This is a genomic window from Streptomyces gobiensis (genome assembly GCF_021216675.1).
Lineage (GTDB): Bacteria > Actinomycetota > Actinomycetes > Streptomycetales > Streptomycetaceae > Streptomyces > Streptomyces gobiensis.
In genome coordinates this window covers 2,862,765-2,885,231 of the sequence record NZ_CP086120.1, presented here as the reverse complement: position 1 = coordinate 2,885,231, position 22,467 = coordinate 2,862,765, and the positions used below count along the sequence as shown (strand labels likewise).

The window sequence follows — 22,467 nt, the reverse complement described above, 5'->3', positions numbered from 1 at the left end:
TGGTCGATGTCCCACAGCACAAGCTGCACTTTCGTCTCCGTCCCGTCCCCCGATCCGGCACATCCAGCGTCCCATCGCCCCCAGCGGCTCTACGCTGACGATACGAGTCACCCCGTACTGTTCGGCGGCCGTCGCAGGCGAGATCGGCGTGCTGAGCTGTCCGGAGCGGTAACGATCGCACGCACCGGAGGCGGTGGGGCCTGTCCTCCGGTGTGTGCGACGGGTCTTTCGCGATAGGTTCTAGAGGGAGTTGACGTACCGCTTGAGCGCGGCCTTGGTCCCCGATCCGGCGATTCCGTCGATGGCGCCGGTGTAGCCCCAGTTGCTCTTCAGCCAGCGCTGCAACGCCTTCACCGTGCCGCTTCCGACGATTCCGTCGATCCCGCTGGTGTAGCCCCAGTACTTCTTGAGGTAGCGCTGCATCGACTTCCAGCTGTTGGTGCCGAGCTGCCCGTCGATGGCGCCGCTGTAGCCCCAGTTGGCCTTCAGCACACGCTGGAGCTTCTTGGCCTGCGTGGTGCTCAGGCCGAGGTTGACCACCGCGAGCGGGGCGACAGCCTCGGAGCTCGCCGCCGGCTGCGTGGCCGGCGCGGGCGCAGCGAAGCTGGTGCCCGCAGCTGCCAGACTCCCGGCGGCAATCCCGACGGCGGTGGTGACACTGACGAGCGTCCTCGTTAAGGCTCGCATTCGTTTCCTTTCCGATGGGCCGAGCCGACCGCACCGGCCGGCTCGGCAGCAAGACTCCGGGCGGGGAGCAGGGGCCGCCACAGTTGCCGCAGAAGTGACGTACTCGTGGGACGTCCCACGCGCTGACCTGCTGGGACGCCGTCCGACGTGGGGGTACGGTGGGACGGCTGCGGCGGACGGGGCCGATTCTGTACCGGTGCGGGAACCGCCGTCCGGTGCGGACCGTGGTCGTCGGGGACGTGGCGGCGGCCCTCTTCCTGCTGCCGTCCGCTTCCGGGCCCCGTTGCCGGGTAGCCGCCTGTGAGGCGGGAACCCGATGCACGACCGGCGCCGTGATGTCCGGGCGGGCGGCTCGCTCGGGAATGATGACGAAGTGCCCGCAGGTATGACCGCTCAAGACCGCGCAGGAGAGTCTGATCAGGGTTCTCGTCACGGATGACGAGCCGCTCGTTCGGGCGGGCATCAGGATGATTCTCACCCCGGCCGACGACATCGACGCGGTCGCGGAGGCGGCGAACGGCCGCGAGGCACGCGCGTGAGCTGCGCTATTCGGTGCAGAAATGGGATAGTTGACAGCACACACGCAGACTGGGCGCTGACTGGGTCGTCTCTCTAGCCCCCCGCACCGAACGCGTTCAGCAGGCGGTCGGCGGCGAGGGTCGCCGTCAGGGTGCCGTCGCGGACCTGGGCCTCCAGGTCCGGGGCCAGGCGGCGTACCTCCGGGTGGCCCCGGAGCCGGTCAAGGAGCTGGTCGCGGACCATGGACCAGACCCACTCCACCTGCTGGTCACGCCGCTTGGCCGCCAGGGCTCCCGTGCCGTCCAGGGTCTTACGGTGCTGCTCCAGGCGGTCCCACACGTCGTCAAGGCCCCGGGACTCGTGTGCGCTGCAGGTGAGCACCGGCGGGTTCCAGGGGGAGTCCGGGGGCTGCAACAGCCGTAGCGCGCCGGAGAGTTCCCGGGCAGCCGAGCGGGCGTCGCGCTCATGGGGGCCGTCGGCCTTGTTGACGGCGACCACGTCCGCCAGCTCCAGCACGCCCTTCTTGATGCCCTGGAGCTGATCGCCGGTACGGGCCAGGGTCAGGAGGAGAAAGGAGTCGACCATGCCCGAGACGGTCACCTCGGACTGGCCCACGCCCACAGTCTCGACCAGCACCACGTCATAGCCCGCGGCTTCCATCACCACGATGGTCTCCCGGGTCGCCCGGGCCACCCCGCCCAGCGTGCCGGCGGTCGGTGACGGCCGGACGAAGGCCGCCGGGTCCACCGCGAGCCGCTCCATCCGGGTCTTGTCACCCAGGATGGAGCCCCCGGTGCGCCCGGAGGACGGGTCGACGGCGAGAACCGCCACCCGGTGGCCGAGACCGGTCAACATCGAACCCATGGCGTCGATAAAGGTCGACTTGCCTACACCGGGTACTCCGCTGATGCCTACCCGCCGGGCCCGGCCCGAAGAGGGCAGGAGCTCCACCAGCAACCGCTGGGCGAGCTGCCGGTGGTCCGGGCGGGTGGACTCGACCAGGGTGATGGCACGGGCGATATACGCGCGCGAGCCAGCGAGCACACCCTGCGCGTACGCGTCGATATCAATCTTCGGCGGCATGGACGTACGGGCCTACAGCTCGTGGTCAAGGGACGCGGCCAGCGACCGTACCAAGTCATAGGCGGCGTCCGGGATCACCGTGCCGGGCGGGAAGACCGCCGCGGCGCCCATCTCCCGTAGCGGCTCGACATCCTGCGGCGGGATCACGCCGCCCACCACGATCATGATGTCCTCCCGGTCCTGCCCGGCCAGCTCTTCGCGCAGCGCCGGGACCAGCGTGAGATGCCCCGCGGCCAGCGAGGAGACCCCGATGATGTGCACATCGGCCTCCACCGCCTGCCGGGCCACCTCGGCCGGGGTCTGGAAGAGCGGGCCGACATCGACATCGAAGCCGAGGTCCGCGAAGGCGGTCGCGATGACCTTCTGGCCCCGGTCGTGCCCGTCCTGGCCCATCTTGGCGACCAGGATGCGGGGGCGGCGGCCCTCCGCCTGCTCGAAGTCCGCCACCAGAGTCCGGGTACGTTCAAGGCCGGAGGACGGCCCGGCTTCGTCTCGGTACACACCCGAGATGGTACGGATCTGCCCGGAGTGGCGCCCGTACACCTTCTCCAACGCGTCCGAGATCTCACCGACCGTCGCCTTGGCGCGGGCCGCGTTCACCGCCAGATGCAGCAGGTTCCCTTCCAGCCCGCCGCCATCGCGATGGCCCTCCTCGGCCGCCGCCGTGAGCGCGCGCAGGGCGTCCTGGCAGACCGCCTCGTCCCGCTCCTCACGCAGCCGCCGCAGCTTTTCGATCTGCTGGGTGCGTACCGAGGAGTTGTCGACCTTGAGGACATCGATCTGCTCATCGCTGTCCACCCGGTACTTGTTGACGCCGATCACCGGCTGCCGACCGGAGTCAATACGGGCCTGGGTGCGGGCTGCGGCCTCCTCCACCCGCAGCTTGGGGATGCCCGCGTCGATGGCCTTGGCCATGCCGCCCGCCGCCTCGACCTCCTCGATGTGCTGCCAGGCACGCCGCGCGAGATCGTGCGTGAGCTTCTCGACGTACGCGCTGCCGCCCCATGGGTCGATCACCCGGCAGGTTCCCGACTCCTGCTGCAGCAGCAGCTGGGTGTTGCGGGCGATCCGCGCCGAGAAGTCGGTGGGCAGGGCGAGGGCCTCATCCAGCGCGTTGGTGTGCAGCGACTGGGTGTGGCCCTGGGTCGCGGCCATCGCCTCCACACAGGTACGGGTGACGTTGTTGAACACATCCTGCGCGGTCAGGGACCAGCCGGAGGTCTGCGAGTGGGTGCGCAGGGAGAGGGACTTGGCGTTCTTCGGGTCGAACTGCTTGACCAGCTTGGCCCACAGCAGCCGGGCCGCGCGCAGCTTGGCGATCTCCATAAAGAAGTTCATGCCGATCGCCCAGAAGAACGACAGCCGGGGCGCGAAGGCGTCCACATCGAGACCGGCGCCGAGCCCGGCGCGCAGGTACTCCACGCCATCGGCGAGGGTGTAGGCCAGCTCCAGATCGGCCGTGGCCCCGGCCTCCTGGATGTGGTAGCCGGAGATGGAGATGGAGTTGTAGCGCGGCATCTTCTGCGAGGTGAACGCGAAGATATCGGAGATGATCCGCATCGACGGCAGCGGCGGATAGATATAGGTGTTGCGGACCATGAACTCTTTGAGAATGTCGTTCTGAATGGTCCCGGCCAGCTTCTCCGGCGGCACGCCCTGTTCCTCGGCGGCCACGATGTACAGCGCCAGTACGGGCAGCACGGCACCGTTCATCGTCATCGACACGCTCATCTTGTCCAGCGGAATGCCGTCGAAGAGCTGCCGCATGTCATAGATGGAGTCAATGGCCACGCCCGCCATGCCCACATCGCCGGTGACCCGGGGGTGGTCGCTGTCGTAGCCGCGGTGGGTCGGCAGATCGAAGGCGACCGACAGGCCCTTCTGCCCGGCGGCCAGATTGCGCCGGTAGAAGGCGTTGGACTCCTCGGCGGTGGAGAAACCGGCGTACTGCCGGATCGTCCACGGCTGGTTGACATACATCGTGGGATACGGGCCGCGCAGATACGGGGCCAGCCCCGGATAGGTACCCAGGAAGTCCACCCCGGCCAGGTCGTCCGCCGTATACAGCGGCTGGACGCCGATGCCCTCCGGTGTCTCCCACACCAAGTCCTCGGCACTCTTACCGGTGTTCTTCTCCAGCTCGGCACGCCACTGGTCGCCGTCGGGACCGGAGACCGGTTCGGACCCGAACCCGATATCGCCGAAGTTCGGCACGGCCCTGCTCATCACGCCACTCCCAGCTCGTCAAGGACACCAGTCAAGAAGGTGACCGCGTCGCCGCCCGCGACGATGAACTCATCCACCCCGGCGGGCCGCTGCTCCGGCCGCCCGGCGAGGAACACCCTCCGGGCACCGGCCGCCCTGAACGCCTCGGCCACCGCCTCGGCCTGCTCGCCGTACACCCGGTCGCTTGAGCAGAGACAGACCACCGTCGTACCGCTGCGCTTCAGCGCGTCAGCCACGGCCGTCGGCTCCGCGGTGACCTCCTCCCGGACCGGCTCAATACCGCCCGCCTGGAAGAGGTTCGCGGCGAAGGTCGCCCGCCCGGTGTACGCGGCCGCCGGACCCAGCGCCGCCAGCAGCACCTTCGGGCGAGCCCCCGTAGCTGCCAGCTGCCCATCGGAGCGGGCCCGCAACGCCTCGTACGCCTCATCCCGGCGCACCCGGGGCAGCCCGCCCCCCGCTTCCTCGGGCGCCGCGTCCCGGCGGACCGGCTCCTCGGCGAGGAAGGGGAACTCACTCACCCCGGTGATCGGCTCCCGGCGATGCGCCAGCTCATCCCTCCGGCGCCGCCAGGTGCGGTCCAGCCGCTCCCGTACGACACCGTCCCGCAGCGCCGACTCCTGGCCCCCGGCTCGTTCGATCTCCTGGAACCAGCCCCAGGCGGCCCGCGCCAGCTCATCGGTGAGCCGCTCCACGTACCAGGAGCCGCCCGCCGGGTCGATCACCCGCGCCACATGGGACTCCTCGACCAGAATCGTCGAGGTGTTACGGGCGATACGGCGCGCGAAGGCGTCCGGCAGCCCGGCCGCGTGGTCAAAGGGCAGCACGGTCACGGAGTCGGCGCCGCCGACCCCGGCGGCCAGCGAGGCCACGGTCGTACGGAGCATGTTCACCCAGGGATCCCGACGCGTCATCATCACCGGGGAGGTGACAGCGTGCTGCCGCTGCGCCCCGGCGGCGGGCTCCGCCCCGCAGACCTCGGCGACCCGGGCCCACAGCCGCCGTGCGGCACGGAGCTTGGCGATGGTCACAAACTGGTCGGCGGTCGCCGCGTACCGGAACTCCAGCTGCGCGCAGGCCTCCGCGATGCTCAGCCCGGCCTCGGTGAGCTGCCGCAGATAGGCGACGCCGGTGGCCAGCGAGCAGCCCAGCTCCTCGGCGGGTGAGCCACCGGCCTCGTGATACGGCAGCGCGTCCACGGTGAGGGTGCGCAGCCCTGGGTAGGTCCGCCCGTGCCGGCGCGCCCAGTCGGCGGCCGTGGCCAGCTGTACGGCGGTGTTGTCGCCGTCTCCGGTACGGGCCAGCAGGCCCAGCGGGTCGGCGCCGAGGTTGCCCGCCGCGACGGAGGGCGGCACGTCCCGCTCCGCGTAGACCCGCAGCAGTGCTTGCGCCGCCGCCTCGAAGTCGGCACCCGCGTCCAGGACGACGGGGGCCAGATCGAGATAGACGCCCTCCAGGACGGTGGGCAGCTCAGCGATATCGATCCCGGCCCGGCCGAGCACCAGCCACAGCGAGCTGACCCCGTTCTCCAGATCGGCGAGAACCGCCTCATTGGAATGCCGGGCGTCGGGCCGACGGTGCTGCTGGCGTACATCCCACCCCGACAGCACATTGCCTTCGGGCACACTCCCGCGCAGATAGGGCGGAAAGCCCGGAAACCCGATGGGCTGGGCACTGTCGTCCGCGGTGTACAGCGGGCTCGTGCGGAGCCCGTCCTCAATCTCGGTGGACAGCGCATCCTCGGCCGCGACCCCGGTGGCCTCACTCGTGCCAGTCTTACGCAGCACACCTTCGACAAGGCGCTGCCACTGCTCACGGGTGACATCGGGGAACTCGGCGGCCAGCGGAAGCCCGTCATCAGGCAGGACCGTCATGCACGGCAGGCTAGGGGAACCGCACGCCTGAGCGCACCGCCGCACAGCTGTGACCTTGACCGCCTTTTCCGGCGGCGGCCGCCTCGGCGGAGGGAGTCCCCTAACCCGGCCCCTTCCCGAAACTGGGGGGCTGCCGCCCCCAGACCCCCACCCTGTTGTGGGCACTCGGGCCGCCCGAGGGGCGGCACGGGTGGGCACAACACCCGCCCACCGGCCCGCACCGGCCGCCCCGGGGCCCCGGGGCGAAGCCCCGGTTTCCGGGAAGGGGCGGGAATTGGGGAAACCCACCCCGGCACCCCCGCAGCCGGGGGGAGCCCCCACCGGCGCGGGTGCCCCGCGGTGTGCGGCAGACTCAGCCGGGTGAGACGAATCCTGGTGATCGGCATCGGCGCGGGCGACCCCGAACAACTGACGGTGCAGGCGATCCACGCACTCAACCGCGCCAACACGTTCTTCCTCCTGGACAAGGGCCAGGAAAAGCACGACCTCATCGGGCTGCGCCACGAGATCCTCGACCGCTATATCGAGCAGCCGTCGTACCGCCTGGTCGAGGCCCGTGACCCGGCCCGCGATCGCGACCGTACGACCACCAACTACCCCCCGGCGGTCGACGACTGGCGGCACCGACGGGCCGACATCTACGAGCGGCTGATCCGCGACGAGCTCGCCGACGGCGAGTGCGGCGCCTTCCTGGTCTGGGGCGACCCCGCCCTCTACGACAGCACGCTCGCCATCCTCGAAGACGTCCTGGCCCGGGAGACGGTGGAGTTCGACTACGAGGTGATCCCCGGCATCAGCAGCGTCTCAGCGCTGGCCGCCAAGCACCGCATCGCGCTCAACCGGATCGGCCGTCCCGTGCAGATCACCACCGGACGGCGGCTGTCCGAGGGCTTCCCCGAAGGCGTCGACGATGTGGTCGTGATGCTGGACGCCCACCAGACCTTCAGCCAGTTCACGAACGAGGACATGGATATCTACTGGGGTGCCTACGTGGGCACCCCGGACGAAATCCTCGTCGCGGGCCCCGTAGCGCAGACCGCTGAGCGCATCGCGGAGCTCCGTGCTCAGGCGCGTGAGAACAAGGGCTGGATCATGGACACTTATCTGCTTCGAAGGACCCGGCAGAACCGGGAAATCCGGGAAACCCCGGAAGACCGCTGAGCCATCGGACGACCCCGGCGATATCCGGCACGGTCGTCACCCCGGCGGGCGGCGGCGGGCGCCGCACCATGACCACCGGCAGCCCCAGCTCCCGGGCCGCGACCAGCTTGCCGGCGGTGGCGTCACCGCCGCTGTCCTTGGTGACCAGCACCTCGATACGGTGCCGGAGCAGCAGCTCCCGCTCATCCGGCACCGAGAACGGCCCCCGCTCGAGCAGGATCTCGGCCTGACGCGGCAGTGGCGGCCGCGGCCGGTCCACCGTCCGTACGAGAAACCACAGCTCGTCCAGGTCCGCGAAGGCCGCAAGCCCCAGCCGCCCGGTGCTGAGGAACACCCGGCCGCCCAGCGAGGGCAGCAGCGCCGCGGCCCCGGCCAGCGAATCCACCGGCAGCCAGCGATCCCCCGGTCCGGCCGTCCACCCGGAGCGGCGCAGCGCGATCAGCGGCACCCCGGTCAGCCCGGCAGCCTCCGCCGCCCCGGCGCTGATGGTCCCGGCGAAGGGATGCGTCGCGTCCACCACCGCGGTCACCCCCTGCGCGCCCAGCCAGTCGGCCAGCCCCGCCGCCCCGCCAAAGCCCCCGATACGGACCTCACCCACCGGCATCCGGGGCCGGGCCACCCGGCCCGCCAGGGACGTGGTGGTACGCACACCCGGCAGCCCGGCCAGCTCCCCGGCCAGCCGCCGCGCCTCGGCGGTGCCACCGAGCACCAGCACATGCGCCATCCCACGCTCCCTGCTCACGAGACCAACGAGGCTAACGAGCGGGCGAGCCCGCCATGTTGTACTGCGGCCAGGAGGTGTGCCCCGACGGCAGGTAGTGGGCCACCATCTGCTGCGGGATCGTGGCCGGGGCCTCCCATCCGGAGGGCGCCGCAACCGTATCGCCGTAGGTGTCGTACGCAGGGGACGGGCCGCCCGCTTCGCGGCGGTGCCGACCGGAGCGATCCTCCGTGCCCGCGCCGACCTGCGGGTAGTTGAGGCGGCCTTCGGCGGCCAGCTGCTGGATGCGGAACACCAGCCTGGCGAGCTCGATGCCGAACTCGTCCGCCAGCACGCGCAGATCGATGCCGGACTGCCAGCTGTCGATGAGCACAGCGTCCATGGCGGTGGTCCACGCCGTCTCCCGGACCGCCGGGCCCTCGGCGGTCGAAGCCGAGTACGGCTCGGCACCCGCACCCGCACCGGCCCCGGCACCCGCACCGGCACCCGCACCGGCCGCTGCGTCGCAATGGTGCGGCGGCGCTGCCGTCGCGGGCGGCGCGGAGTCGGCACCGCCCTGCGGCTCTGCCGCCGCTGCTGACGCAGGCGCTGCCTCAAGCATGTCCTTGGCCACGCGTCTGGCGTCGTCCTTGCCGACGGTACGGCGGGCGACCCGCACCTCACGCTCGCTCAGCCCCAGCAGATCCGCCACCGACCTGTCGCTGCCGACGGTCACGGCGAAGGCGGCCAGCAGCCGCGATCTGTGCGCCTGCCGCTGATCAAGGACACTCTGCGCCGATCGCACACGCTCATCGCTGAGACAGAACGCCTCCGCGAGCACTGTGTTCCGGTCCCACAACTGCCTCGGCTCCATGCCTCACCCAACTCCCCAGCAATATTCTGGGAAATCGCCATAAAAGAGACAGCACCCAAAGAGACGATTCCGCGCCACACGCCGCTCATAAAATACCCCAGCGGCACAGGCCCACCACGGCCAGCAACAGCCCGCTCACCGAGCGACACCCGCCGACCATACCTGTACACCTGTGACAAAGCTCTCACCCCAGCCGCATACAGCAGAGCCCCCGCTCCGGATCTCTCCGGAGCGGGGGCTCTGCTTCCATCTGGTGCGCGAGGGGGGAGTTGAACCCCCACGCCCTTTCGGGCACTGGAACCTGAATCCAGCGCGTCTGCCTATTCCGCCACCCGCGCATGGGTGCTGCCGGTTCAACTCTCGCACATCCTCCGGGCTTGCTGTCCGGGTCATGTGCGAGCGCCTGCCGACATCCAGAAGATTAGCACGCCCCCGACGGTGCCTTCACATCCATAGTGACCGCCACATCCACAGTGACCGTCGCCGATACCGCCGCCGGTGGGGGACACTGCTATGGACCCCCTCTACGATCGCTGTGGAGGGGTCCGTGTGAGAGGTGACACTCACGCACCAGACCACGACGCGGAACCAGCTGTTTTCCCCGCGCGTGGATACGATCAGTAAGCAGTATCGACAGCCGCTGCGCGCACGCAGCGCACTAGAGCGCCGGACAGTTGGGAAGGAGGTGCACCGTGGGAGTTCTGAAGCGCTTCGAGCAGCGACTCGAGGGTCTCGTAAACGGCACCTTCGCCAAGGTCTTCAAGTCCGAGGTGCAGCCGGTGGAGATCGCTGGCGCCCTCCAGCGTGAGTGCGACAACAACGCGACGATCTGGAACCGCGAGCGGACCGTCGTCCCCAACGACTTCATCGTCGAGCTCAGCGCGCCCGACCATGACCGGCTCAGCCCCTACTCCGGGCAGCTCAGCGATGAGCTCGCCAGCATGGTGCGCGAATACGCCAAGCAGCAGCGCTATACGTTCATGGGCACCATCAAGGTCCACCTGGAAAAGGCCGAGGACCTCGACACCGGGCTCTACCGGGTCCGCAGCCGCACCCTCGCCTCCAGCACCTCCCAGCCGCATCCGCAGCCGAGCAGCCCCGGCATCAGCCAGGGCGCCACCAGCGCCGGAGTACCGCAGCGCCCCAGTGGCGCACCGCCCATGCCGGCGGGCGCGCCCCGGATGCCCAGCGCCCCGCCGCCCGGCGCACCCGCCGCCCCGGGACCCATGCCGCACACCCAGACCCGGCGCTGGGTCGAGATCAACGGCACCCGCCACCAGATCTCCCGCCCCACCCTCGTACTGGGCCGCTCGACCGAGGCGGACGTCCGTATCGACGACCCCGGAGTCTCCCGGCGGCACTGCGAAATCCGGGCCGGATCCCCGTCATCCCCGTCCACCATTCAGGATCTGGGCTCCACCAACGGCATCGTGGTGGACGGACAGCACACTACGCGCGCTACGCTCCGCGACGGCTCACGCATCGTCGTGGGCAGCACCACGATCATTTACCGGCAAGCCGAAGGGTGAAGCGGGGGCAATGTCAGAGCTGACCCTCACGGTCATGCGGCTGGGTTTTCTCGCCGTACTGTGGCTGTTCGTCATCGTGGCCGTGCAGGTCATCCGCAGCGACCTGTTCGGCACCCGGGTGACCCAGCGCTCCGGGCGCCGCGGCGGTGAACAGCGGCCCGCACCGGCCCGGCAGGCGTCACCACGCCAGCAGCAGCCCAGCCGGGGGAACCGCCAGAAACGCGGCGCCCCGACCAAACTTGTGGTGTCCGAGGGATCACTCACCGGCACCACGGTGGCCCTTCAGGGCCAGACCATCACCCTCGGCCGGGCGCATGACTCGACGATTGTGCTGGACGACGACTACGCGTCCAGCAGGCATGCCAGGATCTACCCGGACCGCGACGGCCAGTGGATCGTCGAGGACCTCGGATCCACCAATGGCACCTATCTCGACAGGACCCGACTCACCACACCGACGCCGATTCCGCCCGGAGCGCCGATCCGTATCGGCAAGACGGTCATCGAGCTGCGGAAGTAGTACGAACATGACGACCGGAGGGTGGGCACCGTGCGGATGTACCCGGAGCCGACAGGCGAGGTGCGCATGAGTCTGTCACTGCGTTTCGCAGCTGGATCGCACGATGGCATGATCCGCGAGCACAACGAGGACTCCGGTTACGCCGGTCCCCGGCTGCTCGCTGTCGCTGACGGCATGGGCGGCCAGGCCGCCGGTGAGATCGCCAGCTCCGAGGTGATCTCCGCCATCGTCGAGCTCGACGAGGACATCCCCGGCTCCGACCTCCTCACCTCCCTCGGCGAGACCGTGCAGCGCGCCAACGAGCAGCTACGCGTCATGGTCGAGGAGGACCCACAGCTCGAGGGCATGGGCACCACCCTTACCGCGCTGCTGTGGACCGGCCAGCGGCTCGGCCTTGTCCATGTCGGCGACTCCCGCGCGTATCTGCTGCGCGACGGCGTCCTCAGCCAGATCACCCAGGACCACACCTGGGTCCAGCGCCTGGTCGACGAGGGCCGCATCACCGAAGAGGAAGCGACCACCCATCCGCAGCGCTCCCTGCTGATGCGGGCCCTGGGCAGCGGCGAGCATGTCGAGCCCGATCTGTCCATCCGCGAAGTACGCGCCGGGGACCGCTATCTCCTCTGCTCCGACGGACTGTCCGGCGTGGTCAGCCATCAGACGATGGAGGAGACCCTCGCGGACTACCAGGGCCCGCAGGAGACCATCGAAGAGCTCATCCAGCTCGCCCTGCGCGGTGGCGGCCCGGACAACATCACCTGCATCGTCGCCGATGTCCTCGACGTCGACGACAACGACACCGTCGCCACCCAGCTCAACGACACCCCCGTCATCGTGGGAGCCGTCGCCGAGACGCAGAGCCCGCTCGGCGGCGACCCGGGCGCCCTGCAGACTCCGGCAGCCCGCGCCGCCGAACTCAGCCGCGCCGGAGCCGCCGGAGCCCTGCCGCACCAGCCCGCCGGCCCCCCACCGGAGGGCTTCGGCCCGCCCGGCAGCGGCAGAAACGCCGCCGGGGTGGCGGGCCCGTACGGCGCGTTCGGCGCCGATGACTACATCCAGCCGCGCAAACGCGGTAGGTGGCTCAAGCGGTCGCTGTTCATCGCCCTGATTCTCGCCGTCATTGGCGGTGGGCTCTACGCGGGCTGGCGCTGGACCAAGACGCAGTACTACGTCGGCGCCAAGGGCGACAATGTCGCGCTGTACCAGGGCATCAGCCAGACCCTGGCCGGGATCGACCTCAGCGAGGTCAAGGAAAACACCGACATCGAACTCAAGTACCTGCCGTTCTACCAGCGCACCCAGGTCCAGGACACCATCGCCATGGACAGCCTGAGCCAGGCCCAGGACAAGATCGCCGAGCTTCGGACGCAGGCCGAGGTCTGCGAGATCGTCGCCAGCCAGAGGCAGTCCGACAGCTCCGACAGCTCCGACAGCAAGGGACCGGACGCCAAGCCCAGCCCCGGCCCCCGCCTGACCGACCAGCAGCAGCGGCTCGCCAAGCGGTGCCGGACGCCATGAGGGGCGCGTAGCTTATGAGCAGCATCAACACCGGCATCAACACGGGCAGCAACACCACCGTCTCCCCCGGCGGGCTGCCCAGCCGACGCAATACCGAGCTCGCCCTGCTCATCTTCGCCGTGCTCATTCCCGTCTTCGCCTACGCCAATGTCGGCCTGGCCAAGGACGGCACCATCCCCACCGGAATGATCAGCTACGGCCTGGGCCTGGGCCTCCTCGCGGGCGTCACCCACCTCGTCGTACGCAGGTACGCCCCCTACGCCGACCCCCTGATGCTGCCGATCGCCACCCTGCTCAACGGCCTGGGCCTGGTGCTGATCTGGCGGCTCGACCTGGAACCCGCGCTGAAGCCCGCCAACGCGGCGCCCGCCCAGCTGATGTGGTCCGCCCTGGGGATCGCGCTCTTCATCGGCGTGCTGGTCTTCCTCAAGGACCACCGCATCCTGCAGCGCTACACCTATATCTCCATGGCCGTCGCGCTGGTCCTGCTGGCCCTGCCGATGTTCTTCCCCGGGGTCAACGGCGCCAAGATCTGGATCACCATCCCCGGTGTGGGCTCCCTCCAGCCCGGCGAGTTCGCCAAGATCATTATCACCGTCTTCTTCGCCGGCTATCTGATGGTCAAGCGCGATGCCCTGGCCCTGGCCAGCCGCCGCTTCATGGGTCTGTATCTGCCGCGCGGCCGCGACCTCGGCCCGATCCTGGCCATCTGGGCGCTCAGCCTGCTGATCCTGGTCTTCGAAACCGACCTGGGTACCTCACTGCTCTTCTTCGGCATGTTCGTGGTGATGCTCTACGTCGCCACCGAGCGCACCAGCTGGATCCTCTTCGGCCTGCTGCTCTCCGCCGCAGGCGCCGTCGCCGTCGCCTCCGTCAACCAGCACGTCGGCAGCCGTGTGCAGAACTGGCTCAACCCCCTCGCGCTCGCCCCCAACGGCGGCGTCACCGAAACCGCCCAGGCCATGTACGCCTTCGGCTCCGGCGGACTCTTCGGCTCCGGACTCGGCCAGGGCTTCTCCCGCCTCATCGGCGGCATCGCCACCAAGAGCGACTACATCCTCGCCACCGTCGGCGAAGAGCTGGGCCTGACCGGTCTGATGGCCATCCTGATCCTCTACGGACTGCTCATCGAGCGCGGCATCCGTACCGCCCTCGCCGCCCGCGACCCCTTCGGCAAGCTGCTGGCCGTCGGCCTCTCCGGCGCGTTCGCCATCCAGGTCTTCGTCGTCGCGGGCGGCGTCACCGCGCTGATCCCGCTCACCGGTATGACCATGCCCTTCCTCGCACAGGGCGGCTCATCGGTGATCGCCAACTGGGCCTTGGTCGCGATCCTGCTGAGAGTCAGCGACACGGCCCGCCGCCCAGCCCCGGCCCCCGCCCCGTCCCCCGATGCCGAGATGACCCAGGTGGTTAAGCCATGAACAAGCCCCTGCGCAGGGTCGCCATCTTCTGCGGCGTGCTGATCATGGCCCTGCTGGTCCGGGTCAACTGGGTCCAGTTCGTCCAGGCCGACGAGATCAAGAACCACGACAAAAACCGCCGGGTCGCCATCGACCGCTACTCCCACCCACGCGGCAACATCATCGTCGAGGGCAAGCCCATCACCGGCTCCACCGAGACCACCGGCAGCGACTTCAAGTACAAGCGCACCTACAAGAACGGCAAAATGTGGGCCCCGGTCACCGGCCGCGCCTCGCAGGCCTTCGGCGGCACCCAGCTGGAAGAGATTCACGACTCGATACTCACCGGCAACGACGACCGGCTGTTCTTCAACCGCACCATCGACATGCTCACCGGCAAGCCGAAGGAAGGCGGCAATGTCGTCACGACGCTGAACGCCCGGGCCCAGGAGGCCGCCTTCAAGGGGCTGGGCACCAAGAAGGGCGCGGTCGCCGCGATCGACCCGCAGACCGGCGCCATCCTCGCCCTGGCCAGCACCCCCTCGTACGACCCCTCCCTCATCGCCGGCAACTCCAAGGACGACGAGAAGAACTGGGTCGCCCTCGGCAAGGAGAAGAACGCCGACGAGCCGATGCTCAACCGGGCACTGCGCCAGACCTACGCCCCCGGCTCCACCTTCAAGGTGGTCACCGCCGCCGCGGGGCTGGAGAGCGGCAGGTACGACATCGACAAGAGCACCGGCATCGCCAGCCCGTTCCAGCTGCCGCAGTCCACCCATGAGCTGGGCAACGAAGGCAACGACGCGAGGTGCGACAAGGCCACGCTCCGCGTCGCCATGCAGTGGTCCTGCAACGCCACCTTCGCCGCCATCAGCAACGACCTCGGCAATGAAGAAATGATCAAGCAGGCCGAGAAGTTCGGCTTCAACAAAGAGGTCTTCACCCCCACCCGGGCCGTCGCGAGTATCTATCCCGAGGACAACGCCCCGCAGAACGCCCAGGCCGGTATCGGCCAGGCCTCCAACCGGGCCACCCCCCTCCAGATGGCCATGGTCACCGCCGCCGTCGCCAACGACGGCAAGCTGATGAAGCCGTACATGGTCGACAGCCTGGAAGGCCCGCGCAGCGTCGTCGAGCAGACCGAGCCCGAGGAAATGGGCCAGGCCGTCTCCGCCCCCAACGCCAAGAAGCTCCAGGACATGATGGAGACGGTCGTCAACGAGGGCACCGGCAGCAACGCACAGCTCCCCGGGGTCACCGTGGGCGGCAAGACCGGTACCGCACAGCGCGGCGAGGAGAACAAGGACAACCCGTACGCGTGGTTCATCTCCTACGCCAAAACCGAAAGCGGCTCCCCGGTCGCCGTGGCCGTGGTCGTCGAGGACAGCAATGCCAAGCGCAACGAGATCTCCGGTGGCGGCCTCGCCGCCCCGATCGCCGTGGACGTGATGAAGGCCGTCCTGGACAGCAAGCGATGAGCCCGGGAGTCAAACGGGACGAACATCACGTCCCGGCCGCAGGACTGGACGGTCCGGGTACGGTATGCCGAGCAGCACACCGCCGGGCCGCACACCGGTACGGCCGGGACGAACGGAGAGGGCTGGAGATATGGACGAGCCGCGTCGCCTAGGCGGCCGGTACGAGCTGGGCCAGGTGCTCGGCCGCGGCGGTATGGCCGAGGTGTACCTCGCCCATGACACCCGCCTGGGCCGCACCGTCGCCGTGAAGACGCTTCGGGTGGACCTCGCCCGCGACCCGTCTTTCCAGGCCCGGTTCCGCCGTGAGGCCCAGTCGGCCGCCTCGCTCAACCATCCGGCGATCGTCGCCGTCTACGACACCGGCGAGGACTACGTCGACGGGATCTCCATCCCGTACATCGTCATGGAGTACGTGGACGGCTCCACGCTGCGTGAGCTGCTTCACTCCGGCCGCAAGCTGCTGCCCGAGCGCGCCCTGGAAATGTGCGTCGGCGTCCTCCAGGCCCTGGAGTACTCACACCGCAACGGCATCGTCCACCGCGACATCAAGCCCGCGAACGTCATGCTGACGCGCACCGGCCAGGTCAAGGTGATGGACTTCGGCATCGCCCGCGCCATGGGCGACTCCGGCATGACCATGACGCAGACCGCCGCCGTCATCGGCACCGCCCAGTACCTCTCCCCGGAGCAGGCCAAGGGCGAGCAGGTCGACGCCCGCTCCGACCTCTACTCCACCGGCTGTCTCCTCTACGAGCTGCTGGCGGTCCGGCCGCCCTTCGTAGGGGATTCGCCGGTCGCGGTCGCCTACCAGCACGTACGGGAAGAACCGCAGCCTCCGAGCACCTTCGACCCCGAGATCACGCCCGAGAAGGACGCGATAGTCCTGAAGGCGCTCGCCAAGGACCGGGACTACCGCTACCAGTCCGCTGACGAGATGCGCGCCGATATCGAGGCCTCCCTGGACGGCCAGCCGGTCGGCGCCGCCGCCATGGCCGCGGTCGGCTACGCCGACGACCAGCCCACCCAGGCCCTGCACCCGCAGGGCGCCGGGCAGACCTCCATGCTGCCGCCGATGCGCGACGACGACGGCGGTTACGGCTACGACGAGCCCCGCGGCCACAGTCGCCGCCAGCAGAAGAAGAGCCACACCTCCACGATCCTGCTTGTCCTCGCGGCCATCCTGGTCCTGATCGGTGCGATCTTCATCGGCAAGGCCGTCTTCGGCGGCTCGCCCCCGGACGACCTGACGGTGCCCAACCTCGTGGGGGAGCCCTTCAAGAAGGCCGAAGCCGAGGCCGAGAACGCCGGGTTCACGGTCGTCAAGGGTGGCAGCAAGCACTGTGAGCAAAAGAAGAAAACGGTCTGCGAGACCGACCCGAAGGCTGGCACCCAGGCCAAACGGGACGACACCATCACCCTGATCATGTCCAAGGGCCCGGCACCGATCGAGGTTCCCGATGTCGAGGGGAAGTCCTTCGACAGCGCCAAGTCCGAGCTGGAGGGAGCCGGGTTCAACGTCAAGAAGAAGTCCGTCACCTCCTCCACCGAGCCGGAAGGCACGGTCACCAACCAGGATCCAAGGGGCGGCAGCAAGGCCCAGCGGAAGTCCACGGTCACCCTGTCGGTCGTCGAGACCGTCACCCGGCGGGTGCCAAGCGTCCTCGGCAAGGACTTCAACGAGGCCAAGCAGCAGCTCGTAGCGCTCGGCTTCACCGTCGCCCGGATCGACAAAGAAGACGATTCCCGGGCCGACAACGCGGTCATCTCCCAGGACCCGGCCGCCAACAGTCAGGCCGCCAAGAACTCGCAGGTCACCCTGACCGTGGCCACGACGCCCGAGAAGGAAACCGTCACGGTGCCGGACGTCACCGGCAAGAAGCTGGACAAGGCCCTTAAGGAACTGGAAGGTGCCGGTCTCCAGGTACAGGTCCAGGGGTCCGACGACGGCGACGCACGGGTGATCAAGACCGATCCCAACGGCGGCACCGAGGTCGAGAAGGACTCCACCGTCACGGTCTTCACCTTTGACGAGGGCAACGGAAACAACGGCGGCCAGGACAGCGGCGGCGGAGAAGACATCGGCGGCTTCATCCGGGGCTCCAACGGCGGCTGGAACCCCGACGAGGACTGATCCGGCGTAGGCGACAAGCGACGCGCGGGCTTCCCCGCCCGCGCGTCAGCCGCCTGCCAGCTCCTGCGGCGGCGTACGGTCCGCGTCGACGGACTCGGTGCGCTCCAGCTCGCCCCAGACGATGTAGCGGTAGTTGGAGGTGAAGACCGGAGTGCAGGTGGTCAGCGTGATGTAGCGGCCCGCCTTCTTCTTCCCCGACTCCTTGGGGACGGAGTCCAGTACCTCGACGTTGAACTTCGAGGTCTGCGGCAGGATCGCGTAGACCTTGTAGATGAACCAGGTGTTCTTCGTCTCGAAGACGACCGGGTCACCTTTCTTGATCTTGTGAATGTTGTGGAACTTCGCGCCGTGCCCGTCCCGGTGCGCCGCCAGGGAGAAGTTGCCCCGCTGGTCCCAGGGCATCGCCGACTTGACCGGCTTGTCGTAGTAGCCCGCGATGCCCTGGTTGAGCTCCTTGGGGTTGATGCCCTCCTTGACCAGGATCTCGCCCTTGCCCATCGCCGGGACATGCAGAAAGCCGATGCCGTCCTTGGTGTCCCGGTCGCCGGGGCCGGTGTCCTCGTCCGCCGCCCAGCTGTCCCGCACCTTGTCGCTCTCGCGCTTGGCCTCCTGGTCGGCGAGGACATTCGTCCACCACAGGGAGTAGGCGACAAAGAGCGCCAGGATCAGCCCCGTGGTGATCAGCAACTCTCCAAAGACGCTGACGGCGGCGGCTATTCGGCTGCGCGTCCGACGGGGACCCCGTGGGCGCTCCTCGGTCTCCGCCTGGTCCCGCTCGGTCACTGGCACTGCTGACACCGTCCGCTTCCGCTGTTCGCGCTCTGTTCGCTACTCAACGAGCGCGTCCGGCTTCCCCTTGCTCCGCGGGCGCTCGTCGACCATTTTCCCCCAGACGATCAGACGGTACTTGGAGGTGAATTCCGGCGTGCAGGTGGTCAGGGTGATGTAGCGGCCTGGCTTGGTGAAGCCCGACTGCTGCGGCACCGGGCTGATCACATCGACGTTCGACGGCGAGGTGGAGGGCAGCCGGCTCGTCATCTCGTACGTGTAGTACGTGCTCTGCGTCTCCACGATGATCGGGTCGCCCTCCACCAGCTTATTGATGTAACGGAACGGCTCACCATGGGTGTTACGGTGCGCGGCCAGCCCGAAGTTCCCCTGCTTGTCCCAGGGCATCGCGGTCTTCAGACCGGACTCCTCGTCGTAGTGCCCGACCATGCCACGGTCCAGCACCGTGGGCTTGTCGATACCCTCAGCGATCGGGACCCGCACATCCAGCTTGGGGATGTACATGATCGCGAAACCCTTGCCCGGTGCGAAGGCCCCAGGCTCGCGCTCCTGGTCACCCGACCCCCACTCCTTCTCCAGGCTCTTGGCCGCACCGCTCGCCTGCTGATCGGCGAGGACATTCGTCCACCAGAGCTGATAGGTGACGAAGAGCAGCAACAGCACACCCATCGTTATAAACAGCTCACCGATGACGCGGCTGGCGATGACCCCAGGACTGTCCCTGCGCTTCTTCGCCGCCCGCGCCGCCGCCTTCCGCCGCGCGGCCCGCCCCTCGCCGGACGGCCGCGGGGTGGGCACAGGCTCCTCGGCCTGCCGCAGCGCAACGGTCTCATCGTCAAAGACCGGCTCGGGAACGTGCCCGGGAACCGGCTCGGCTACGGGCTCAGCTACCGGCTCGGCTACCGGTCCGGTTATGGGCTCGTACGGGTCGTAGTACCCCTGCTGCTGCGGCTCCGCATACGCCGCCCCGTAGGACGCCCCGTATGACGCCCCGTACGAGGCCCCGTAGGACGCCTCGTACGGCGCCTCGTACGGCGCCTCGTAGGGCCGCTGATACGTATCCTCGTACCGCTGCTCCTGCTCCTGCTGCCCGGGCAGGGGATCGTTCAGCGGATCGCTGAGGCGGCCGACCGCCGCCTCGTAGGCGTTCGGGTCAGCGTATGGATCGTAGGCCGCACCGTTCTCCGGGCGCAGCGCCGTCACGTCCCGACCACCGGGGCAAGCCCCTCGGAACGCTCCACGGCACCGCTGTCGCCGCACTCCACCAGCCAGTTGGCGAGCATCCGGTGACCCCACTCGGTGAGCACCGACTCAGGGTGGAACTGCACGCCTTCGACCAGGAGTTCCCGGTGCCGCATCCCCATGATCACGCCTGATTCGGTGCGCGCGGTGACCTCCAGCTCATCCGGAACGAACTGCGGCTCGGCCGCCAGCGAATGGTAGCGAGTCGCCGTAAACGGCGAAGGCAACCCCGCGAAGACACCGGTACCGTCGTGCGTCACCAACGAGGTCTTGCCGTGCAGCAGCTCGGGCGCCCGGTCCACAACACCGCCGTAGGCGACCGCCATCGACTGCATACCCAGACACACACCGAAGACCGGCACCTCGGTGGCCGCACAGTGCCGCACCATCTCGACGCAGACCCCGGCGTGCTCGGGCGTGCCCGGCCCAGGGGACAGCAGCACCCCGTCGAAACCGTCCTGCGCGTGCTCGGTCCGCACCTCATCGTTGCGCAGCACCTCGCACTCCGCGCCCAGCTGGTAGAGGTACTGAACGAGATTGAAAACAAAACTGTCGTAGTTGTCGACAACGAGAATCCGTGCGCTCATCAGCCCTCGCCCCCGTCAGCCCTCGTCCACGGTCACATCATTGAAGGGCAACAGCGGTTCCGCCCATGGGAAGACGTACTGGAAAAGCACGTACACGGTTGCCAGTACCAGCACGAGCGAGAGCGCTGCCCGCACATATGCGTTGCCCGGCAGATGCCGCCAGATCCAGCCGTACATGCCGTAGTGCCGTCCCTTCCCCAGCCATGCGCCCGGGTCAATGCGTTCGGTGCGCCCACCCAGAGTACGTCCCGGGGCAAGCGTGCGGGCATCAGTCTCGCAAGGCGGCCGGCTTCCCTTCCGTCACCGGCTGGGTCGCGTCGAGCCGGGCCCAGGCGATCAGCCGGTGGCTGCTACCCCACTCCGGTTCACAGGTGGTGAGGGTGAGATAGCGGCCCGGCTCGGTGAACGGCGCCGCGTCCTGGTTGAGGGGGCGGGGCAGGGCGGCGACGACACCGGTGTCGGTGGGCAGGGTGCGGTACGGGCGGCGTTCGATCCGGTACGTGTACCAGGTGGTGCCGTCCTGGACGACGACCGCGTCGCCGGGGCGCAGCCGGGGGAAGTCCTTGAAGGGGTCGCCGTGGGTACGCCGGTGCCCGGCGACCGCGAAGTTGCCCTTCGCCCCGAGCCGGTCGGAGCCGGGGTAGCGGCCGAGCCCCTTCTTGAGGGTGCTGGCCTCGGTGTTCTCCAGCACGGGCTTGGCCCAGCCCGCTCCGAACCGGGGGATGTACATCACAGCGAACGGCCTGCCGTCCCGATACGGCTCCGCCTCCTGCTCTGCCTCCTGCTCCGATTCCGACTCCGGCTCCTGCGCTCCCGCCTCCACCGGCTCGGCCGCCCACTGCTCCGCAAGCCGGTTGATCCCGCTGTCGACGGCGGCCTCGGCCCGTATGCCCGTCCAGTACAGGAGGTAGACCACAAACAGCACGATCACGGTGCCGACGGTGACGCACAGCTCGCTGAACGCTCTGACGACCGCCCGCACCGGCATGTGTCACTACTCCAGGGGCTTCGCGTGGTGGAGATCCACTGTGCCCGAGTAGCCCGGCAGTGTCACGGGTGCGTTCGCCTTGTGTTCGTCGACCTTCCAGCCGAGCCCATAGGCGTCGACATACAGCTTGTAGGTCCTGATCGCCGAGGAGCCGTCGAGAGCCCTGCGGAGCTGGGCTGGATCGCCGACCGCGGTGACCGTGTAGGGCGGGGAGTAGAGCTGGCCCTGAAGGATCAGGGTGTTGCCGACGCAACGCACGGCGCTGGTGGAGATCAACCGCTGGTCCATCACCTGGATGCCTTCGGCGCCGCCCTGCCACAGCGCGTTCACGGCGGCCTGTAGATCCTGCTGGTGAATGACCAGGTCATCGGGTTGCGGCTCGGGTACGCCGGGGATCTTGGCGGTGGCGTTGGACGGCGCGTCAGTGAGCGTGACGGTCAGCCCCCGGCCGGAGAGCTCATGGGCGCCCGCGGCCCACTCAACGCCGCGCAGCCGCTTCTTCTCGGACTCGGTACTGCCGCTGTCGCGCTTGGCGAGGGAGGCGACCTCGGCACGGAGCCTGGCCGTGGAGGATTCCAGCTTGTCGTTCTCGCGACTACGCTCCTGAATAAGGTCGGAGAAACGCAGCATGGACTCGTCGCTGCGGAGGTTTGTCCCCTGTGCGGTGTTGAAGCTGACCCAGAAGATCAGTCCGGCGAGGGCGAAGACACCAATGGTCGCGAGCCGGGCAGGTCGGAAGCGGGATGTGGTCACCGTACCCTTGTCTCCTTCCACCGCATGGAAGCACTACGCTAACGGACTACAGCAGCACCGATTCCGCGCGATCAGAGCGCATCGACAGGAGAGCCCCTCGTGCCGAAGTCACGGATCCGCAAGAAGAAAGACGATCACACCCAGCCGGTGAAGCAGACGAAGATCGATCTGAGTTCCGGGCGGCGCTGGGTCGCGCCGCTGATGCTGGCGATGTTCGCGATCGGCTTGGCGTGGATCGTTGTCTTCTATGTGACCGAGGGCAAGCTGCCGGTTGAGGCCCTGGGCAACTGGAACATCGTGGTCGGCTTCGGCTTCATCGCGGTGGGCTTCGTCGTCTCCACCCAGTGGAAGTAGCCGGGGCAGCAACCCAAGCCCCCTTGAGTTATCCACAGCCCGTCCACAGGCCTGGGA

General features: G+C 68.6%; 20 protein-coding genes, 1 tRNA gene and 1 pseudogene. 9 read left to right on the top strand and 13 right to left on the bottom strand.

The genetic code is table 11. The features are described from left to right. Window positions 1–240: 240 nt before the first annotated feature. Window positions 241–687 (bottom strand): peptidoglycan-binding domain-containing protein, encoded by a 447-nt coding sequence (locus test1122_RS13330; RefSeq protein ID WP_232269389.1) that lies wholly within the window; start codon window positions 685–687, stop codon window positions 241–243. Window positions 688–1,100: 413 nt separating this feature from the next. Here test1122_RS13330 and test1122_RS13325 point away from each other — a divergent pair. Next, window positions 1,101–1,217, top strand: a pseudogene (locus test1122_RS13325) (DNA-binding response regulator); the annotation flags it as partial. 82 nt (window positions 1,218–1,299) lie between these two features. Here test1122_RS13325 and meaB read toward each other — a convergent pair. The 3 genes from meaB to test1122_RS13310 are packed head-to-tail and all read right to left on the bottom strand — an operon-like array spanning window position 1,300 to window position 6,386. After that, a complete protein-coding gene (gene meaB, locus test1122_RS13320; protein WP_232269388.1) occupies window positions 1,300–2,289 on the bottom strand; it encodes a methylmalonyl Co-A mutase-associated GTPase MeaB in 990 nt (329 codons plus the stop codon). 12 nt (window positions 2,290–2,301) lie between these two features. Next, entirely contained in the window at window positions 2,302–4,515 is a 2,214-nt protein-coding gene (scpA, locus tag test1122_RS13315; RefSeq protein WP_232269387.1) for a methylmalonyl-CoA mutase, read from the bottom strand. Beyond that, window positions 4,515–6,386, bottom strand: a complete 1,872-nt coding sequence (locus test1122_RS13310) for a methylmalonyl-CoA mutase family protein (protein WP_232269386.1) — start codon at window positions 6,384–6,386, stop codon at window positions 4,515–4,517. Before test1122_RS13310 ends, scpA begins: the two co-directional genes overlap by 1 nt. A gap of 360 nt (window positions 6,387–6,746) precedes the next feature. Here test1122_RS13310 and cobF point away from each other — a divergent pair, with 360 nt between their 5' ends. Beyond that, window positions 6,747–7,547, top strand: coding sequence for a precorrin-6A synthase (deacetylating) (gene cobF, locus test1122_RS13305; RefSeq protein ID WP_232269385.1), 801 nt, complete (start codon window positions 6,747–6,749; stop codon window positions 7,545–7,547). On the opposite strand, the gene test1122_RS13300 is transcribed toward cobF, so the two are convergent. The 3 genes from test1122_RS13300 to test1122_RS13290 form a co-directional block, all read right to left on the bottom strand. Further along, complete coding sequence (locus tag test1122_RS13300; RefSeq protein WP_232271895.1) at window positions 7,477–8,271, bottom strand: cobalt-precorrin-6A reductase; 795 nt, start codon at window positions 8,269–8,271, stop codon at window positions 7,477–7,479. The two genes, cobF and test1122_RS13300, sit on opposite strands and share 71 nt — an antisense overlap. Window positions 8,272–8,302: 31 nt before the next feature. Continuing rightward, the gene (locus test1122_RS13295; RefSeq protein ID WP_232269384.1) at window positions 8,303–9,121 is read right to left on the bottom strand and encodes a hypothetical protein; all 819 of its coding nucleotides are present in this window, start codon (window positions 9,119–9,121) and stop codon (window positions 8,303–8,305) included. 251 nt (window positions 9,122–9,372) lie between these two features. Further along, window positions 9,373–9,459 (bottom strand) — tRNA-Leu (locus test1122_RS13290). Window positions 9,460–9,813: 354 nt separating this feature from the next. Here test1122_RS13290 and test1122_RS13285 point away from each other — a divergent pair. The 6 genes from test1122_RS13285 (at window position 9,814) to pknB (ending at window position 17,697) form a co-directional block, all read left to right on the top strand. After that, window positions 9,814–10,650, top strand: coding sequence for an FhaA domain-containing protein (locus test1122_RS13285; protein ID WP_232269383.1), 837 nt, complete (start codon window positions 9,814–9,816; stop codon window positions 10,648–10,650). Window positions 10,651–10,660: 10 nt separating this feature from the next. Beyond that, window positions 10,661–11,170, top strand: coding sequence for an FHA domain-containing protein FhaB/FipA (locus test1122_RS13280; protein WP_232269382.1), 510 nt, complete (start codon window positions 10,661–10,663; stop codon window positions 11,168–11,170). A gap of 66 nt (window positions 11,171–11,236) precedes the next feature. Further along, the gene (locus test1122_RS13275) at window positions 11,237–12,688 is read left to right on the top strand and encodes a Stp1/IreP family PP2C-type Ser/Thr phosphatase (protein WP_422396978.1); all 1,452 of its coding nucleotides are present in this window, start codon (window positions 11,237–11,239) and stop codon (window positions 12,686–12,688) included. A gap of 14 nt (window positions 12,689–12,702) precedes the next feature. Continuing rightward, a complete protein-coding gene (locus test1122_RS13270; protein ID WP_232269380.1) occupies window positions 12,703–14,109 on the top strand; it encodes an FtsW/RodA/SpoVE family cell cycle protein in 1,407 nt (468 codons plus the stop codon). Further along, complete coding sequence (locus test1122_RS13265) at window positions 14,106–15,566, top strand: peptidoglycan D,D-transpeptidase FtsI family protein (RefSeq protein ID WP_232269379.1); 1,461 nt, start codon at window positions 14,106–14,108, stop codon at window positions 15,564–15,566. Before test1122_RS13270 ends, test1122_RS13265 begins: the two co-directional genes overlap by 4 nt. A 130-nt stretch (window positions 15,567–15,696) precedes the next feature. Continuing rightward, entirely contained in the window at window positions 15,697–17,697 is a 2,001-nt protein-coding gene (pknB, locus tag test1122_RS13260; protein WP_232269378.1) for a Stk1 family PASTA domain-containing Ser/Thr kinase, read from the top strand. A 45-nt stretch (window positions 17,698–17,742) separates the two neighbouring features. Here the strand turns inward: pknB and test1122_RS13255 are convergent, their stop codons facing one another. The 6 genes from test1122_RS13255 to test1122_RS13230 all read right to left on the bottom strand — a co-directional run bounded on the left by test1122_RS13255 (window position 17,743) and on the right by test1122_RS13230 (window position 22,056). Then, window positions 17,743–18,486: a class E sortase gene (locus test1122_RS13255; protein ID WP_232271894.1), complete on the bottom strand. Its 744-nt coding sequence runs from the start codon at window positions 18,484–18,486 to the stop codon at window positions 17,743–17,745. Between the two features lie 39 nt (window positions 18,487–18,525). Then, a complete protein-coding gene (locus test1122_RS13250; RefSeq protein WP_232269377.1) occupies window positions 18,526–19,689 on the bottom strand; it encodes a class E sortase in 1,164 nt (387 codons plus the stop codon). Further along, window positions 19,686–20,315 carry an aminodeoxychorismate/anthranilate synthase component II gene (locus tag test1122_RS13245; RefSeq protein WP_232269376.1) on the bottom strand — a complete coding sequence of 210 codons (630 nt, stop codon included), beginning with the start codon at window positions 20,313–20,315 and terminating at the stop codon, window positions 19,686–19,688. Before test1122_RS13245 ends, test1122_RS13250 begins: the two co-directional genes overlap by 4 nt. A gap of 15 nt (window positions 20,316–20,330) precedes the next feature. Further along, entirely contained in the window at window positions 20,331–20,492 is a 162-nt protein-coding gene (locus test1122_RS13240; RefSeq protein ID WP_232269375.1) for a hypothetical protein, read from the bottom strand. Between the two features lie 91 nt (window positions 20,493–20,583). Next, window positions 20,584–21,303, bottom strand: a complete 720-nt coding sequence (locus test1122_RS13235) for a class E sortase (protein ID WP_232269374.1) — start codon at window positions 21,301–21,303, stop codon at window positions 20,584–20,586. Window positions 21,304–21,309: 6 nt separating this feature from the next. Further along, entirely contained in the window at window positions 21,310–22,056 is a 747-nt protein-coding gene (locus tag test1122_RS13230; protein ID WP_232269373.1) for a DUF881 domain-containing protein, read from the bottom strand. A 99-nt stretch (window positions 22,057–22,155) separates the two neighbouring features. Here test1122_RS13230 and crgA point away from each other — a divergent pair, with 99 nt between their 5' ends. Continuing rightward, on the top strand, window positions 22,156–22,410 hold the full coding sequence (gene crgA / locus test1122_RS13225) for a cell division protein CrgA (RefSeq protein ID WP_232269372.1): 255 nt from the start codon (window positions 22,156–22,158) through the stop codon (window positions 22,408–22,410). Window positions 22,411–22,467 lie beyond the last annotated feature (57 nt).

Bases quoted from the DNA above. Each gene is read 5' to 3' on its own strand.
- test1122_RS13310 (WP_232269386.1), bottom strand. From the start codon at position 6,386: ATGACGGTCCTGCCTGATGACGGGCTTCCGCTGGCCGCCGAGTTCCCC.
- test1122_RS13265 (WP_232269379.1), top strand. From the start codon at position 14,106: ATGAACAAGCCCCTGCGCAGGGTCGCCATCTTCTGCGGCGTGCTGATC.
- test1122_RS13235 (WP_232269374.1), bottom strand. From the start codon at position 21,303: ATGCCGGTGCGGGCGGTCGTCAGAGCGTTCAGCGAGCTGTGCGTCACC.
- test1122_RS13245 (WP_232269376.1), bottom strand. From the start codon at position 20,315: ATGAGCGCACGGATTCTCGTTGTCGACAACTACGACAGTTTTGTTTTC.
- scpA (WP_232269387.1), bottom strand. From the start codon at position 4,515: ATGAGCAGGGCCGTGCCGAACTTCGGCGATATCGGGTTCGGGTCCGAA.
- meaB (WP_232269388.1), bottom strand. From the start codon at position 2,289: ATGCCGCCGAAGATTGATATCGACGCGTACGCGCAGGGTGTGCTCGCT.
- test1122_RS13270 (WP_232269380.1), top strand. From the start codon at position 12,703: ATGAGCAGCATCAACACCGGCATCAACACGGGCAGCAACACCACCGTC.
- test1122_RS13330 (WP_232269389.1), bottom strand. From the start codon at position 687: ATGCGAGCCTTAACGAGGACGCTCGTCAGTGTCACCACCGCCGTCGGG.
- test1122_RS13275 (WP_422396978.1), top strand. From the start codon at position 11,237: ATGAGTCTGTCACTGCGTTTCGCAGCTGGATCGCACGATGGCATGATC.
- test1122_RS13240 (WP_232269375.1), bottom strand. From the start codon at position 20,492: ATGTACGGCTGGATCTGGCGGCATCTGCCGGGCAACGCATATGTGCGG.
- test1122_RS13280 (WP_232269382.1), top strand. From the start codon at position 10,661: ATGTCAGAGCTGACCCTCACGGTCATGCGGCTGGGTTTTCTCGCCGTA.
- test1122_RS13300 (WP_232271895.1), bottom strand. From the start codon at position 8,271: ATGGCGCATGTGCTGGTGCTCGGTGGCACCGCCGAGGCGCGGCGGCTG.
- pknB (WP_232269378.1), top strand. From the start codon at position 15,697: ATGGACGAGCCGCGTCGCCTAGGCGGCCGGTACGAGCTGGGCCAGGTG.
- test1122_RS13295 (WP_232269384.1), bottom strand. From the start codon at position 9,121: ATGGAGCCGAGGCAGTTGTGGGACCGGAACACAGTGCTCGCGGAGGCG.